Source organism: Devosia sp. FJ2-5-3, assembly GCF_029201545.1.
In the GTDB taxonomy this organism is placed as follows: Bacteria; Pseudomonadota; Alphaproteobacteria; order Rhizobiales; family Devosiaceae; genus Devosia.
This window is the reverse complement of record NZ_CP104007.1, coordinates 3,200,437-3,216,614: the sequence shown is the minus strand read 5'-3', so window position 1 is coordinate 3,216,614 and position 16,178 is coordinate 3,200,437. Positions and strand designations below refer to the sequence as shown.

13 protein-coding genes are annotated in these 16,178 nt (G+C 65.1%); 11 read left to right on the top strand and 2 right to left on the bottom strand.

All coding sequences use genetic code 11. The features are described from left to right. The first annotated feature begins 147 nt into the window (after positions 1 to 147). The 7 genes from N0P34_RS15395 to N0P34_RS15365 all read left to right on the top strand — a co-directional run bounded on the left by N0P34_RS15395 (position 148) and on the right by N0P34_RS15365 (position 8,990). Positions 148 to 3,870, top strand: coding sequence for a glycoside hydrolase/phage tail family protein (locus N0P34_RS15395; RefSeq protein ID WP_275604104.1), 3,723 nt, complete (start codon positions 148 to 150; stop codon positions 3,868 to 3,870). Next, on the top strand, positions 3,863 to 4,612 hold the full coding sequence (locus tag N0P34_RS15390; protein ID WP_275604103.1) for a glycoside hydrolase family 108 protein: 750 nt from the start codon (positions 3,863 to 3,865) through the stop codon (positions 4,610 to 4,612). The genes N0P34_RS15395 and N0P34_RS15390 overlap by 8 nt, the downstream gene beginning before the upstream one ends. Before the next feature lie 145 nt (positions 4,613 to 4,757). Then, positions 4,758 to 5,057 carry a hypothetical protein gene (locus N0P34_RS15385; protein WP_275604102.1) on the top strand — a complete coding sequence of 100 codons (300 nt, stop codon included), beginning with the start codon at positions 4,758 to 4,760 and terminating at the stop codon, positions 5,055 to 5,057. 19 nt (positions 5,058 to 5,076) lie between these two features. Then, the gene (locus tag N0P34_RS15380; protein ID WP_275604101.1) at positions 5,077 to 5,736 is read left to right on the top strand and encodes a response regulator transcription factor; all 660 of its coding nucleotides are present in this window, start codon (positions 5,077 to 5,079) and stop codon (positions 5,734 to 5,736) included. 11 nt (positions 5,737 to 5,747) lie between these two features. Further along, positions 5,748 to 7,178: a HAMP domain-containing sensor histidine kinase gene (locus N0P34_RS15375; protein ID WP_275604100.1), complete on the top strand. Its 1,431-nt coding sequence runs from the start codon at positions 5,748 to 5,750 to the stop codon at positions 7,176 to 7,178. Between the two features lie 58 nt (positions 7,179 to 7,236). Continuing rightward, positions 7,237 to 7,710 (top strand): hypothetical protein, encoded by a 474-nt coding sequence (locus tag N0P34_RS15370; protein WP_275604099.1) that lies wholly within the window; start codon positions 7,237 to 7,239, stop codon positions 7,708 to 7,710. An 86-nt stretch (positions 7,711 to 7,796) separates the two neighbouring features. Continuing rightward, the gene (locus N0P34_RS15365; RefSeq protein WP_275604098.1) at positions 7,797 to 8,990 is read left to right on the top strand and encodes a hypothetical protein; all 1,194 of its coding nucleotides are present in this window, start codon (positions 7,797 to 7,799) and stop codon (positions 8,988 to 8,990) included. Positions 8,991 to 9,006: 16 nt separating this feature from the next. On the opposite strand, the gene N0P34_RS15360 is transcribed toward N0P34_RS15365, so the two are convergent. Both N0P34_RS15360 and N0P34_RS15355 read right to left on the bottom strand, forming a co-directional pair. Continuing rightward, positions 9,007 to 10,965, bottom strand: a complete 1,959-nt coding sequence (locus tag N0P34_RS15360; RefSeq protein ID WP_275604097.1) for an FAD-dependent oxidoreductase — start codon at positions 10,963 to 10,965, stop codon at positions 9,007 to 9,009. After that, positions 10,962 to 12,038: a hypothetical protein gene (locus tag N0P34_RS15355; protein ID WP_275604096.1), complete on the bottom strand. Its 1,077-nt coding sequence runs from the start codon at positions 12,036 to 12,038 to the stop codon at positions 10,962 to 10,964. The genes N0P34_RS15360 and N0P34_RS15355 overlap by 4 nt, the downstream gene beginning before the upstream one ends. Positions 12,039 to 12,164: 126 nt before the next feature. Between N0P34_RS15355 and ccmI the strand changes: the two genes are divergently transcribed. From ccmI to N0P34_RS15335, 4 genes are read left to right on the top strand one after another with little or no spacing between them, the layout of a single operon-like run. Next, positions 12,165 to 13,244, top strand: coding sequence for a c-type cytochrome biogenesis protein CcmI (gene ccmI / locus N0P34_RS15350; RefSeq protein WP_275604095.1), 1,080 nt, complete (start codon positions 12,165 to 12,167; stop codon positions 13,242 to 13,244). Continuing rightward, a complete protein-coding gene (gene ccmE, locus N0P34_RS15345; RefSeq protein ID WP_275604094.1) occupies positions 13,241 to 13,717 on the top strand; it encodes a cytochrome c maturation protein CcmE in 477 nt (158 codons plus the stop codon). Before ccmI ends, ccmE begins: the two co-directional genes overlap by 4 nt. Further along, positions 13,714 to 15,687, top strand: a complete 1,974-nt coding sequence (locus N0P34_RS15340; protein WP_275604093.1) for a heme lyase CcmF/NrfE family subunit — start codon at positions 13,714 to 13,716, stop codon at positions 15,685 to 15,687. Before ccmE ends, N0P34_RS15340 begins: the two co-directional genes overlap by 4 nt. Next, on the top strand, positions 15,684 to 16,151 hold the full coding sequence (locus tag N0P34_RS15335; protein WP_275604092.1) for a cytochrome c-type biogenesis protein: 468 nt from the start codon (positions 15,684 to 15,686) through the stop codon (positions 16,149 to 16,151). The genes N0P34_RS15340 and N0P34_RS15335 overlap by 4 nt, the downstream gene beginning before the upstream one ends. Positions 16,152 to 16,178: the final 27 nt, after the last annotated feature.

Here is a 16,178-nt window from a genome sequence, read left to right as displayed (position 1 = left end):
GGGGTGGCGGACCTTGGGTAAGCCCGAAAGGAAAGTGACCCCTCACCCGTCTCGCGCTGCGCGCGATCCACCCTCTCCCTCAAGGGGAGAGGGGAAGAGGGCTTCGTGCGAAGACCAAAATCCCACAAAACCAAAAAGGAAAAAGACATGGCCACTATGGCTTTATCCCTGGCGGGGCAGTTTGCCGGGGCGCTGGTGGGTGGGCCGTTCGGCGCGACCATCGGGCGGGCGCTGGGGGCGCTCGCCGGGAGCGCCGTCGATGGCTGGCTGTTCGGCGAAAAGCGCGAGGCAACCAGTTTTGATGTGCGGCTGGTGGGTTCGGTCGAGGGTGCGCCGATCCCGAGGCTTTATGGCTGGGGGCGGCTGGCGGGTAACATCCTCTGGGCGCGCGAACTGGAGCGGCTGAGCGGCGAAACGGCCGGGGCCAAGGCCATGGGCGGGCCCGAGGACGAGGAAATCGGCGCGAGCTTTGCCATCGGCTTTTGCGAGGGCGAGGTGGCGCGGCTGGGACGGATTTGGGCGGACGGGCAATTGCTCGACACCCGCGGGCTGAATTTTCGCTTTTATGGCGGGGGCGAGGATCAACTGCCCGATAGCCTGATCGAGGCGACGCAGGGGACGGGCAATGCGCCGGCCTATCGCGGGCTTTGCTACATCGTCTTCGAGAATTTGCCGCTGTCGCGCTTCGGCAATCGCATTCCGCAGATTTCGGCGGAGCTCTGCCGGGTGGTGGGGGAACTGGAGCGCGATATCCGCGCCATTACGGTGATCCCGGGCGCGACCGAGTTTGGCTATGACCCGGTGCCGCGCTTGCTGGTGCTGAGGCCGGGCGAGGGGCGCGGGGAGAATGCCCATCTGCTTCCGGGTGTAAGCAATTGGACGGCGTCCATCGACGAACTCTCGGCCCTTTGCCCGAATTTGAAACATGTGGCGCTGGTGGTCAGCTGGTTCGGCGACGATCTGCGCTGCGGGCAATGCCGGATCACGCCGCGGGTGGAAGCCTATGGGCGCGAGATCGAGGGCGTCACCTGGAGCGTTGCGGGTTTGTCGCGTGAGGATGTGCCGGAGGTGAGCTATCACGATGGCGGGCCGGCCTATGGCGGCACGCCATCGGACGCCTCGGTGAAGGCGGCAATCGCCGATCTCAGGGATCGCGGCTATGCGGTGACGCTCTATCCGTTGATCATGATGGATGTGCCGGCCGGAAACGGGCTCGACGATCCCTATGGCGCCGAGGAGCAGGCGAGCTATCCGTGGCGCGGGCGGATCACCTGCCACCCGGCGCCGGGGCAGGCGGGATCGCCGGATGGCGGGGAAGATGCGGCCGATCAGGTCGCGGCGTTTCTCACCGATTATCGGGAAATGGTGCTGCACTATGCCGGGATCGCCGCGGAAACGGGCGTCGAGGCACTGCTGATCGGCTCGGAAATGCGCGGGCTGACGACAGCGCGGGGGGCGGGGGACAGTTTTCCCTTCGTCGATGCGCTGGTGGAATTGGCGGCCGATGTGCGGGCCGTTGTCGGGGCGGGCACGAAGCTCAGCTATGCGGCCGACTGGAGCGAATATTCGGGCTATCAGCCGGATGGGGCGAAGTTTTTCCACCTCGATCCGCTCTGGGCTTCGGACGATATCGATGCAATCGGGATCGACTGCTACATGCCGGCGGCCGATTGGCGGGATGGCGAGGGACATCTCGATGCTGCGGGTGCGGATGGGCCGCATGATCTCGGCTATCTCGCCAAAAATATCGCGGGGGGCGAGGGCTTTGACTGGTTCTATGCCAGCGATGCCGACCGGGCGGCGCAGATCCGCACGCCGATCACCGATGGAACACACGGCGAGCCCTGGATCTGGCGCTACAAGGATATCGAGGCGTTCTGGCGCAACGAGCACTATGACCGGCCGGGGGGTGTGCGGGCGGAGACACCCACAGCCTGGGTGCCGCAGAGTAAGCCGATCTGGCTGACGGAACTGGGCTGTGCGGCGGTCGACAAGGGCGCCAACCAGCCCAATATTTTTGGCGATCCGAAAAGCGCCGAGGGCGGTCGGCCCTATTTTTCCTCGGGCATTCCGGACCTGCTTATCCAGCGGCAATATCTGCGGGCGCACTTTCGCCACTGGAACGATGGGGGCAAGAACCCGGCCGGGATGGTCGATCCCGAACGGATCTATTGCTGGACCTGGGACGCGCGGCCCTATCCGGCGTTTCCGGCGCAGGACGCGGTCTGGGCGGATGGGCCCAACCACAATACCGGCCATTGGCTGACCGGGCGGCTGGGCGGGGCGGCGAGTGACGAGATCCTGGCGGCGGTGGCGGAGGAACATGGGTTTGCCGTGGATGCGAGCCCGGCTGCGCCACTGATTTCCGGCATGGTGCTGCCTGGACCAGCGCGGGCGCGCGACGCCATCGAGCCTGTGCTCGACGTGACGGGGCAGAGGCTGGCCGTGCGGGATGGCGTGCTGACGACGCGGCCGCTCAGCCGCAATGTCAGTGCGGCGCTGGAGGAAGATGGACTGGCCAAGGTGGATGCGCCGGTAATTTCCCGTCGGCGGTCGGCGGCCTCGGAACGGCCGGCGCGGCTGGCGCTGGGCCATCTCGACCGGGCGCGGGATTATCTCGGCGCTTCGGCGACTGCGATCCGGCCCGGCGAGGGGCCGATGCTGCAAGAGAGCGTTGGCATGATGCTCGACCCGGCCGGTGCGCGACTGGCGGCCGAGCGGCTGCTCGATGGTCGGGCAAGAGCCGGCGACAGCGTTGAACTGGCGGTGCCGCCCAATATGCTGGCGCTCGAGCCGGGGGATCGCATAGCGATTGAAGGGCTGGCCGAGGGGCCGTTCGAGATCACCGAAATCCGCGATGGGCTGGTGCGGCGGATCACGGCGCGGGCCTTGCCGATGGGCGATGCGGTAGCGACGGGGGTCGACCGGCCCCCTTCCATTCAGCCGATGGTGGCAATGATTGCTGCGCCGGTTCTGGCGGCTGCGTTCCTGCCCGGGGCGGAGGCGGGCGGCCGCATGGTGATCGCGGCGCACGCAAAGCCATGGCCGGGGCCGGTGCGGGTGACCGATGAAACCACCGGGGCGGTATTGGCCGAGCTCAATCGGCCGGTCTTCATGGGGGAAGTGCTCGAAGGGATTGGATCGGGGCCCGACGCGGTTTGGGACCGTGGCAATGTCCTGGGCATCCGGCTCTATGCCGGGCATTTGGCCGATGCAGGCGAAAATGCGGTGTTGGCGGGCAGCAATCGGCTCGCCATCGAAACCGATAGCGGCGATTGGGAGGTGATCGGCTTTGCCGAGGCGGAGCTGGTTGGCCCCGGCGAATATCGGCTGAGCCAGCTCTTGCGCTGGCTGGAGGGGAGCGGTCACGCCGGCGGCGAAATCGTGAGGGGTCGTCGCGTGATGGTCCTCGATACACGCGCCCAAGGGGTTCCGATCGGGATGACTGCCCTGGGCGAAACGCGGCGGCTGCGGGTTTTCGCAGGCGCTGCAGATGTGGTGGGGCAGGTGCTCGACGTGACCCCGGACACGGCGCCGCTGCGCCCGCTTGCGCCCGGGCATATACGGGCCAGCCGCGCGGAGGATGGAGACATCGTCTTTTCCTGGGTGCGGCGCAGCCGGCTCGATGACGGGGGCTGGGGCACCGTGGAAGTGCCGCTGGATGTGGTGCCCGAATGTTATGCGCTGCAGATTTTCGAGGGCGATACGCTGAAACGCCGGGTCGAGAGCGGCTTGGCTGCGGTCCGCTACAGCCTTGCTGACCAGATGACGGATTTCGGCGGCGAGGCGGCGAATTTTGCCTTCGGTATTGCCCAGTTGAGCCCGGTGCTCGGCGACGGGCATTGGGCGAGAGGAGAGTTTCATGACTGAAACGAGGTTCGACGCCTGCCTTGCGCAGGTGCTGGCCCATGAAGGCGGCTATGTCGACCATCCCGCCGATCCCGGTGGCGCGACCAATATGGGGATCACGCGCAAGACATTGGCGCGCTGGCGAAACATCTCGCCCTGGACAGAATTGCCGAAATCGGCGGTTGAAAATCTCACACGGGAAGAGGCGGCGCGGATTTATCGGGCGCGCTACTGGAACCCGTGCCGTGCCGACCACATGCCGGCGGGGCTCGACCTCGCGCTCTTCGATTTTGCCGTCAATTCCGGACCGGACCGGGCCATCCGGACCTTGCAGGCCGGGATCGGCGTCGCCGCCGATGGCGTGGTTGGGCCGGTAACCCTGGCCGCGGCAGAAAAGGCTCGACCCAATGAAGCGATCAACGATCTCTGCGACCGTCGCATGCGGTTTCTGCAGGGCCTTTCCACCTTTCCCACCTTCGGACGCGGCTGGACCAGCCGCGTTTCCACCATCCGCAAGACGGCCCTGGCGACGGTGCCGAAGGCCGCCCTGCCGACACTGCAGAGGAGAACCACCATGTCTATTCTGACCGGCTACCGGACCTATGTCGTTGGCGCCTTCATGCTGATCGCTGGACTTGCCCAAGTGCTGGGCATCGATCTGCCGGCGCTCGATGGCAGCGCTGCCGGGCATCTGATCTTTGAGGCGCTCGCCATCATCTTCCTGCGTAAGGGCCTCAAGGGCGATCTGGTCGCGCCAAGATGAACGCATTTTGCACCTGGCCTTCTTGAGCCTTGTGGAGGGACTGGCTAGTGTAGGCGAACGGCTCCCCAATGGAGCCGCTCCGTCAATCCCGCCAAGTTTGCCTTATTCATGTCCCATTCAGCATCGCGTCACTAGAGTTGGGATCATGAGAACACATGCTCCCAAACCATCTGCAGCTGCCGCCCTTGCTTTGGCGCTGGCCCTCGCTCTTTCGGGAACCGGAGCCTCGCAGGCCCAGGCCTGCCTCGACAAGCGTCAAATCCAGGAAGCGGTGGCCACTGGCGAAATCATGTCGCTGGATGCGGTTCTGGCCGGCGCCGGTGTCGACCCCAGCGCCGATATTCTCAACGTTCAGGTTTGTGACCAGGGTGGCAGGTTGGTGTATGTAATCGGGGTGCTCAGTGCAGACGGTCAGGCGCAGAACCTCGTCCTGAGTGCACAATAGCGTCCTGGCGGGGGTATAGATGCGGGTTCTGGTCGTTGAAGACGATATCAATCTCAATCGTCAGCTCAAGGAAGCCCTGACCGAGGCGGGCTATGCCGTCGATGTCGCCATGGATGGCGAAGAGGGGCATTATCTCGGCGATACCGAGCCCTATGATGCGGTCATTCTCGATATCGGCCTTCCCCAGATGGACGGGCTTTCCGTGCTGGAAGAATGGCGCCGGGCCGGCAAGACCATGCCGGTGCTGCTGCTGACCGCCCGCGATCGCTGGAGCGACAAGGTGCAGGGCATCGACGCGGGCGCCGACGATTACGTGGCAAAACCCTTCCACATGGAAGAAGTCCTCGCCCGGGTGCGGGCCCTGGTGCGTCGCGCTGCGGGCCATGCCAGCAACGAGATCGTCGCCGGCCCGGTGCGGCTCGACGCGCGCTCCGGCAAGGTGACTGTGGACGGTCAGGCGGTCAAACTCACCAGCCATGAATTGCGGCTTCTGAGCTATCTCATGCACCACAAGGGCAAAGTGATTTCCCGCACCGAGCTGACAGAACATCTTTACGATCAGGATTTCGACCGCGACAGCAACACGATCGAGGTGTTCGTCGGCCGTCTGCGCAAGAAATTGCCCGAAGACTGCATCCAGACCGTGCGCGGCCTGGGCTACCAGATCGCTGAAGACTGAGCGTCCGGCTCTTGGAAAACAAGGCCGCAACAGCGCCGGTGGAGCCGAACAAGCCGGCCCATTGGTTGCGAAAGGGATCGATCGCCGTTTCGCTGTTCTGGCTGACGGCCGGATGGCTGGTAATTGCCCTGGTGGCGACCGGGTTCCTCCTGACCGACCTCTATTCTCGCGCGCTCGATACCACGCTTTCCGAAACGCTCGACTTTCATGTCGAAGGGCTCACAGGCATACTTCTCGATGAGGGCGATCCGCAGGCGCCTGACATCGCGCTCTCCGATCCCCGCTTCGACCGGCCGCGCTCCGGCTGGTACTGGATCATCCGGGACGGGGACGGGCACCTCATCAATCTCTCCACCTCCGTGGTGGGGATCGACCTGCCGCAACTGGATGCCGTTCCGGATATCCAGGGGCGCCGGACAGGGGTGGTCAGCGACGCTTTCGGTACGCAATTGCGCATCGTGGACCGGGTCGTGCGGCTGGACGGGCAGGATTATCACATCGTCGTCGCGGGCAATCTCACAGAAATACTGGGCCTAGTCGGCGAATTTCGGGGCCAGGCCTTCATCGTGCTGGGCGCCGTTGGCGCCATGCTCGCGATCATGAGCGCCATTATCGCCCGCATCGCCCTGCGCCCCATCGGGCGATTGCGCGCCGCCATCGAGAACGTGCGCGAGGGCGAAACCCCCAACATTACCGGCACTTACCCAACCGAACTCGCGCCCTTGGCCGAGGAGGTCAACGAGCTTCTGCGCTCCAATACCGAAATCATCGAGCGCGCCCGCAATCAGGTGGGCAATCTGGCCCATGGGCTGAAGACCCCGATTGCCGTGCTGCGCAATGAAGCGGCGGCGAAAAAGGGCGCGCTGGCCGATGTGGTGCAGGCCGAGACCGAAAAGATGAGCACCATGGTCTCGACCTATCTCGAACGGGCCCGGCTGGCGGCGCGCACCTCCGTGGTCGGCAAGAAGTCCGATGCGACCATGGTCATGCTGCGGCTCACCCGCGTCATGCGAAAGATCCATCCTGACGTGACGATTGCCTTCCAGCGACCGGACGCTTCGCTCGCCTGGTTCCGGGGCGACGAGGCCGACCTCGAGGAAATGGCCGGCAATCTGCTCGACAATGCCTGCAAATGGTCAAAGGGGCAGGTCGGGGTACGCCTGTCGAGCGAGCGAACGGCCAAGGGCAATCTGCTTCTTGTCCGGATCGACGACAACGGCCCCGGTCTTTCCGAGGACGACGCCCGAAAAGTGTTGCGTCGCGGTGTCAGACTCGATGAGAAAACGCCCGGGACCGGACTTGGGCTGGATATCGTCAAGGAACTGGTCGATGTGTACGGCGGTAGCCTTGAACTCAAGCGTTCCGCGCTGGGTGGGTTGCTGGTCGAGCTTCGCCTGCCCGCCGCGCGGTTGGGAAGTCCGGTGCGTGGGGCAAACCCCTGACGCACTTTTGCCGTAATGGGTCAACAAGAACCGACCGTATGCTGAAAAGGTCAAAGAGATGAATCGTTTCGCCCTGTTTGCTACTCCCGTTCTGGCCCTGGTTCTGGCTGGCTGCTCCAGCACTGGCACCTCCCAGGTGGTTCAGGCCCCGGTGGCGACCCAGCCGGTGATTGCCCAGCCCATGGTTCCGAGCTCTGCCCAGACCGTGCAGCAGGCGCGCCTGACCACCAGCATTGCCAATGGTTTTGTGGATGCCACCGCGCTGTCGCTGATGAGCGCCAAGGATTCGGCTGAGGCCAACAGCGCCCAGTTCTATGCGCTGCAGTTCGGCCGCCCCGGTGCGCCGCGCCAGTGGGCAGGGGACAAGGGCTCGACCGGCTCCGTTGCCGTCGGTCCCTATGTCCGCGTCAACAATCTCGATTGCCGTGACTTCACCCACACCGTCAAGATTGGGGGCAAGGACTATGTGAAGAAGGGCACGGCCTGCCGCGAGCAGACCGGCAACTGGAATGTTGTCCAGGGCGCTGCCTGATCGCTAGAACTTGCGTCGGCCGTTAAGGATTGTTTACCGGCGCACGATAGGCTGGCTGCGTATTTCATCCCAGATCGATTGCGCAGATGACCCCGCTAGCGAACCGCACCGATTCCGCCGCGCCGGTACCTTCCGGCCCGGCGCACGCCCCATTCTGTGGGTTGATCGACGCCATATTGGTCCACGAGCCGGTATTGGTCGTTTTCCCTGGCGCCGTAAGCCGCGAGACCGCCCGCTCTATCTGGACCTGGGTCACGCGCGATCTTTGCCCCGATATGATCCCCCAGGACCGGATCGAAGAGGGGGTGTTGACAGCGGCCGAGATCGAGCCGCTGATGCCCGAATTGCTCGCGCGCATGAAGGCCGGGCTCGCCCAGGCCAATACCGATATCGAAGCGGGTCGTCGCCTCGCCGCCCAGCTGGGCCGTGAGGATGGACTCGATCGTCTGCCCCTCGTTATGCTGGCCCTGCGCAACCGGGCTCTCCTGGGCAAGGCGCAGGCCTTCGGCCGGGCGACAAACACCATCACCGACGATGCGGCGCTCAGCTCGGCAATCAATGCCATGCCCTTGGCCGATCCGGCCCTCGCGGCCCTCGTCTTCCAGGCCGCTCTCGGGCAGGTGGCCAATCCCACCCTTCTCATCACGGCCGCAATCAAGCTGGCGGGCGCGCCCTCCGAAGTGGCTATCTCGCGGGTCGGCCTGTCGCCGCTGATCGATGCCCACATCGCCCATGCCCAGAACCAGTTGCGCTTCCTGCAGTTCAACGGTCCGTTCTCGGACGTCGATCTGGTCTGCCGGGCGCTTGAGCGCTTCCACAAGCTCGTGCGGTCCCTGACCGGCTATATCGAGTTTTCCCGCGGCAGCCAGGCGACGGCGGGGCTCTCCACCATCACCAAATATGTGTCGGACCGCCTCGAGCCACGGCTCAAGGAGGTGGTAACCGATCTCAATCAGGCCATGCGCCGGCGTGAGGGTGCGGATCGTCTCGATACGGACAGGCTGCTGGCTGCCGTCAGCGGCGTCTATCTCCTCGCCACCGTGCGGGATTGCCGCGATTCGCTGGCGCTGAACGCCGTGTTCGACCAGGCCTGGGGCCAGTCCGGGCAGGCGCTGGAAGTCCATATCCAGCGCAATATGGAGCTTTACCGGGAAAACCCGGAGGACAAGAACACGGCCAGCCGCCTCGATGCCATCATCAAGATGGCTCAGCTCCGCTTCTCCAGCGATTACGCCGACACCTTGAAAAAGGCGCGTCTCGCCGCCGAGCGCGCCCGCTAGGACAAGCCGATTTGGGCTATTGGGCCTGCGCGAGTGTGACGGTCACGATCTGGCCGTGGTCGCGCACATGCAGCGGCCCATTTGTGGCCGATGCCTTCAGCACCCCCCGAATGCCCGACGGCGTCTTGCGCAGCACCACGCCAATGGCGGCAAGGGCGTCGGCAGTGTCCGCATTGGAAAATATCAGGGCCCCGGGCGTCAATCGCCGCCCATCCTGCGGCATGATGGTCACAAGCTCAGCGTCGGGTCCGAACCGGTTCTGGAGATAGGCCGGAATGTCGTCATCGCTGATGGCGACCGAGGCCGGGCGATCCTCCCCCTGCGGCCCGACAATCAGCGGAATGAGGGCCACGCGCTCCTGAGCGACAATCCCCGCCGATTGCGGTGGCACCAGCCCCAGCGTCACCCCTGCTGCGATCGTGCCCAGGGTAAGCGATTGCGAGGCTTCCGACAGGGCGGGTAGCTCCGGCTCGGTCCGCCGCCGGAACCGGTCATACCACCGGCGCGGTGGCAGGCTCGGTCGCGTCAGCAGCGATACGCCGCCATCGAGATAGGTGATTGCCGCACTTTCCCTCTCGCCCAGATCGGCAAGGGCCGCGTCAGGCGTTTCGTAAAGGGGATCGATCACCGGATCGGCGATCGGTCGGCGGGTGCGGCCAAGAAGCCGGTCGACCGCGTCCGCGCCGCTCTGTATGCAGCCCTGGCGGGTAAAATATCCGGCGGCGCTGCCGGCCAGCGCAATGCCCTCGAGCGCGCCGGAGGCTTCGATTCGCTGGTGCTTTTCGTGCCAGGCGCTGGTGCCGCCGGCGACATGCCACAGTGTCAGGTCAGGCTGCCAGCTGCCGCTTACGATCAGATGCTCGGCCACGATCGGGGCTTCATCGCCGATGTCGATTTGAAGCTGGTTTCCCGACCGGTTGGTCCGCACCTCCTGCGGCACACGGCCCGTCATCTGGCGGATGCCATAGGCCTTGGCAAAATCGATGAAGCGGGAATTGGGTCCGGCTCGCGCATCGATGATCGCGGCGACGGCAATGTCATTGTCCCGTGCCAGTGTTCCCAGCCGGTAGGCGCAATTGCTCGATGTCGCGATTGCCAGCGAATGCCCGCGCCAGATGCCGTGGCGGCTGGCCAGTTCATAGCTTTCGAGCGCGCCCATGACACCGGGCAGGCGATTGCCTGCAAAAAGCGGCAGTCGCTCCTGGGCGCCGGTGGCGAGCACGATCCGCTCGGCCGGGCAATCGAACATCTCCCCCCGCGCCATGCTCCCGTCAATGCCGACAGTGTGGGCGCGCAGCAGGCCAGCCCGCACGGCGATGACTTCGGTACGGAGAAAAACCGTGATGGCCGGATTGGCTTCGACCTCCGCGCTGAGGCGCGCCATTGCCTCCTCGGGCCGGTCTTCGCCATCCTGCGTGCCGAAAAGCCCCGAATGCCCTCCCAGGTAGGCTGCGCTTTCGAATATTGCGATTGAAAGCCCCGCTCGCGCCGCGGTCAGCGCCGCGCTGAGCCCGGCCACGCCCCCGCCGATGATGGCGATATCAAACCCCTGGCGCCGTTCCCCCACCATTGCCAGCCACGGCCGATCGAGCGCATGCGGATTGTCGAGATCGAGCCCAAGCGTGCGGCGCCGAAGCATCAACTCGTCCCAGCGGGGCCACCGGCGTCTTCCCAATGTCACCAACTCGGCGCCATCGAGGGCGGGCATGCGATCCATGGGCAGGGCACGGTGCGGATCGCTGGTGCCGGCGACGCAAATTGGCGGCGCGGCCTGCCGGGTCAGCCCGATCTTCTGGCCGAGATGGCTGCCCAGAATATCCACACCCGAGGCCAGCAGGGCGCTGAAAACGCTGTCTCCCGCAAAGCCGCCGAACTGTTTGCCATCGAGCTTGAACTGGATCGGCCTGGTCCGGTCGATGGCGCTGCCGAGGCTCTTCGGTGCGTCCGAAGGCAGCCTGTTGATCTGAGCCCTCATGCCGCCGTCCTGCGGAGGGAAGGGTGAAATTCCGCGACGGAATTCTGGGACGAATCGCGCCCCACCAGTCTCTCCCCAAACCATGAATCTTCATTGGGCGCGGCCTCGCCCGCCAGCCACCGCGCCAGGGCCGGGGCGATGAAGGTCCCTGTCGGGCCGAGGCCGATGATGATGTCGGCGCCAATTCCTGCGGCCTTGCCGAAGGCCGGCGCGCCGTCGGCGGTTACGAGTGTCGGATAACTCACCTGGCCTGCCTGCTGCAGCTGGCGATCGTCGGCGAGGAGGCGTGACAGCCGGGCCGCCGCGCTGCCGAGATCGCCTGGGCCGATGGCAGCGATTCCTCCTTCGTCCTGCTGCGCGAGCAGTGTGCCGCTATCGAGATGGGCCATGATCTTGGCCACGAGGGGCTCCGTGGGCGTGGTCAGGACCGAAGACATGGCGCGGCGCGCCAAAAGGCGCGGCCATTGCGGCAGCGGCAAATGCGCAATGATCGCCGCATCATCGGCAAGGACGGCGTGCCGGGCAGAATATTCGGTCTCGCCCACCCAGATCCCTGCGCTTCCGCCCGGCTCGATCTCCACCCTGTCCGGCTGGAGCCGGAGCACTCCGAGTTCGTCCAGCCAGTGATCGAGCGCCGGTTCGATGATCGGCCTTTGCAGCCTGACGACGTCGCGCAATCTTATCCCTGCGCGGTCTCGTCCCAGCTTCGACGGTGCCACCATTTCGGTCGCGATACCGAAGGCGTTGGCCATGTGCTGGACATGGCCAAGTGCCTCCTGCGCCCATTGCGCATCGGCGAAAAATACCGGATCCACATGATGCCAGGCATGGCGGCCGGCTATTTTCGAGAGCAGTCGCGTGGTTTCCGGCACGATTTCGTCGAGGAGAGCCCAGCTCTCTGGCCGCGTGATTGGTCCGACCGACAGGTCGATTTCGCGCGGCAGCCTGTAGCGCGCATGGCTGGCCCCGACGAAGACCACGGATTTCCCGTGCACCTGACGCAGGAGCCCGGCGAGCAGGCGCGACAGGGGTGACGAGCCGAAGATCGCCAGGTCGGCAGCTTCTGCTGTCATGGCCGGGTCTGGCCGGCCTGTGGCAATGCGTCCGAGCAGAACACGCGTCTTTTTGTGGCTTTTCCGCGCGTTAGGCTTATACAGGGCCATCCCTTTCCCTGCGCGGGAAGCAAGTGTCTGGGACCCATGATTTTCTGGTCAATCGTCATCGCCATCACCGCTACCTCTTGCGCCGCGTTGTTTTACGCGGCGGCTGGTCGCCCGGTCAACGCAAGCGCGACACAAAGCGCCGATCACAACCGCCATTTCCGGCTTTTGCTGACGGGAATCGAGGCCGATCGTGCCGCCGGCAAGATCGGCGAGGCCGAAGCCGAGGCGGCCAAGGCGGAGCTGGCGCGAGAAATCCTGCGTGCCAACAAGGACAAGGGGCCCAATCCGGGCCGTGACCTGGGGCGCCTGCCCTTGTTTGCAGGCCTCGGCGCTGTCGCGGCGATCTCGATTGGCCTTTATGCCTTTCTGGGCAGCCCGGACCTGCCGTCGCGCCCTCTGGCGAATCGCCCCGAGCTTGCGGCTCAGCGCCTCGATCTCGACGACGCGATCGCCCGCATCGAGAGGCAATTGGCCGCCAACCCCGGTGATTTGCGGGGCTGGATCGTCATTGCTCCCGCTTTTGCCGAACTGGGTCGCTTTGGCGACGCCGCCAATGCCTATCGCCGCATCATCGCCCTCGATGGGCCCACGTCAGAGCGTCAGACAGACCTCGCCGAGGCCCTGCTGCTCGAGGCTGGCGGCGCGGGGTCGGACGAAGCGATGGATATCCTTCGCGCCGTCATCGCGAGCGATCCGCAACACACCCGCGCCCACCTCTATCTCGCCTCCGAGCTGATGCGGACCGGCGACTATGACGCTGCGGCCCGCGCCTGGCAGGCCGCCATCGATCTGGCCCAGGGGGATGAGCCCTGGCTCGCAGCCGCCCGTCAGGGCCTTGCCGTCGCCAATAATGACGGCGTCGACACTGCGGCCGACCAGGAGGCCGAGATGATCCGGTCCATGGTCGATGGGCTTGCCTCGCGCCTTGAAACCTCCGGCGGCACGGTCGCAGAATGGATCCGATTGGTGCAATCCTACATCGTGCTGGGGGATCTCGCCAAAGCCCAGTCGGCCTATGATGCTTCGGTCGCTGCCTATCCGGCTGCATTCGACCGCGGTGAACTTGATACGATCGCGCTCGGTGCCGGTCTCAAACTGAATGGAGAAACGCCATGAGTGTTCAGGGTGCTATCCGCCGCAAGGGGTGGTCGCGCAAGCAGAAGCGCCTGGCCGTCATTGCCGGCCTCGCTATCGTCCTCGCCATAGCCACGACACTGGTGCTGGTGGCCCTGCGCGACCAGATCGTGTTCTTTTATTCGCCCACCGACGTGGTCACGCGCGCGGTCGAGCCCGGCCACCCGATCCGACTTGGCGGCCTCGTCAAGGAAGCCAGCTGGACCCGCACCGGCCAGGAAAATGTCTTCACCATCACCGATGGGGCAACAGAGCGCGTCGCCCACTATACCGGCATTCTCCCCGATCTCTTCCGGGAAGGGCAGGGTGTTGTGGCCGAAGGCAGCCTCGGTCCCGATGGCACATTCATGGCCACCAATGTGCTGGCAAAACATGACGAGACCTACATGCCCAAGGAAGTCGTCGAAGCGCTGAAGGCGCAGGGCGAGTGGCGGCCGGAGGCCAATACACCGTGAGCATAGAGCTTGGCCATTTCGCCCTGATTCTGGCCTTCGCCATTGCCGTCGTCTCGGCCTTTGGCGGATTGGTGCTGTGGCGGCGAGGCCAGCGCCTCGCCAATGTCATGAGCCATGCGGCCATCCTGCAATTCGTGCTGGTTGCGGTGGCGTTTGCTGCCCTGGTCCACGCCTTTGTCGTCTCCGACTTCAGCCTCTTGCTGGCCGTCAACAATTCGCACTCGCTCAAGCCGCTGATCTTCAAGATCTCCGGCGTCTGGGGCAATCACGAGGGCTCGCTGGTCCTCTGGATCCTGATTCTCGTATTGTTCGGCGCGCTCGTGGCCGCGTTTGGCCGCCGCCTGCCGGCCGATTTGCTCAATCTCGTCATCGGCACGCAGAGCCTGCTCACGGCAGCCTTTGCCGGCTTTACCCTCTTCACCTCCAATCCCTTCCTGCGCGTGGCCAATCCGCCGCTCGAAGGCGGCGACCTCAATCCGATCCTCCAGGATATCGGCCTCGCCATTCACCCGCCGCTTCTCTATGCGGGCTATGTCGGGTTTTCGATCTGCTTCTCCTTTGCCATTGCCGCACTGATCTCGGGCCGCATCGACCAGGCCTGGGCGCGCTGGGTGCGCCCCTGGACCATGCTGAGCTGGATCTTCCTCACCCTGGGCATCGCCATGGGCTCCTACTGGGCCTATTACGAGCTCGGCTGGGGCGGCTGGTGGTTCTGGGATCCGGTGGAGAATGCCAGCTTCATGCCCTGGCTTTCCGGCACGGCGCTGCTCCATTCCGCTCTCGTGATGGAAAAGCGCAACGCGCTGAAAATCTGGACGGTGTTCCTCTCCATCATCACCTTTTCCCTGTCGCTGCTGGGCACGTTCCTCGTGCGCTCGGGCATTCTCACCTCGGTGCACACCTTCGCCAGCGATCCGGCGCGCGGCCTTGTCATCCTGGCGATCCTGGCCATCCTGATCGGCGGCGCCTTCACGCTTTTTGCCATCCGCGCCGGCGCCTTGCGCCAGGGTGGACTGTTTGCGCCCATCAGCCGCGAAGGGGCATTGATCCTCAACAATCTGTTCCTCGCCACCGCCGTGGGCGCCGTTCTCGTCGGCACGCTTTATCCGCTGGTGCTCGACGCGATTGCGGGAACCAGCATTTCGGTTGGCGCACCCTTCTTCAATTTCACCTTCAGCGCCCTCATGGCGCCCTTGCTGCTGGTCCTGCCTTTCGGCCCGCTTCTGGCCTGGAAGCGCGGTGATCTGGTTGCCGCCGGCCAGCGCCTGGTAGCGGCGGCGGCGCTGGCCGTCTTCCTCACCATCCTGATTTCGGCGCTGGGTGGCGTTTCCATCTCCATGGTCCCGATCGGGCTGCTGCTCGGCTTCTGGGTCAGCTTCGGCTCCATCGCCGAACTGATCGAGCGCAGCCGCCTGGGGCGCATCCCCTTGCGCGAAAGCCTCCGCCGGCTTGCCGGCCTGCCGCGTTCGATCTGGTCCACGGCCATCGGCCATCTTGGCCTCGGGATCACCGTGCTGGGCATTGTCTCGGTCTCGGCCTGGGAGACCGAGCGCGTGACGACGCTCAATCCGGGCGAAACCACCGAGCTCTCCGGCTACACCATTGCTTTCGACACTTTTGAAAAAGTGCCGGGCCCCAATTACGTAGCCGAAACCGGCTATTTCACCGTCACCGCCCCCGGTGGCTCGGTCGAAAAGCTCGAGGCCGAGCGGCGCATCTATGTCGCCAGCGGCATGCCGACCACCGAAGCCGCGATCCAGACCTATGGGTTCTCCCAGCTCTATCTGCAGCTCGGCGAGCCGCTGGAGGATACTCATGTCATCCGCGTCTGGCACAAGCCTTACATCCTCCTCATCTGGCTTGGCGCTCTGGTCATGGCGGGGGCGGGCATGCTGTCCCTGACGGATCGCCGCCTGCGGGTGGGCGCGCCGCGCCCGGCCGCACGGGCAATTCCGGAGCCTGCCGAATGAAGCGCATCCTGGCAGCTCTTGCCCTCGTCTTCGTCATGCTGACGCCTGCACTTGCGGTCTCGCCCGACGAAGTGCTTGACGATCCGCAGCTCGAGCAGCGCGCCCGCGATATCTCGGCGGGCCTGCGCTGCCTCGTCTGCCAGAACCAGTCCATCGATGACAGCGATGCCGATCTGGCGCGCGATCTGCGCATCCTTGTGCGCGAGCGCCTCGTCGAAGGCGACAGCAATGACGAGGTCGAGCAATATCTCGTCGATCGCTACGGCGAATTCGTGCTGCTCAATCCGCGCCTCAGCGCCAACACGATCGTGCTGTGGGTCGCGGCGCCGCTGCTGCTCGCCATCGGGCTGATCGGTATTTTCGTCGCTCGCCGGCGTCAGGCCACGCCCACGCCCGCCGGGCTCACCCCGGAAGAGGCAGCCGCCCTTGCCGCGCTCGAGGACGATACCGACAAGCGGTCCTGATCGGTCCGCTTGTCGCCTCGCTGGCGG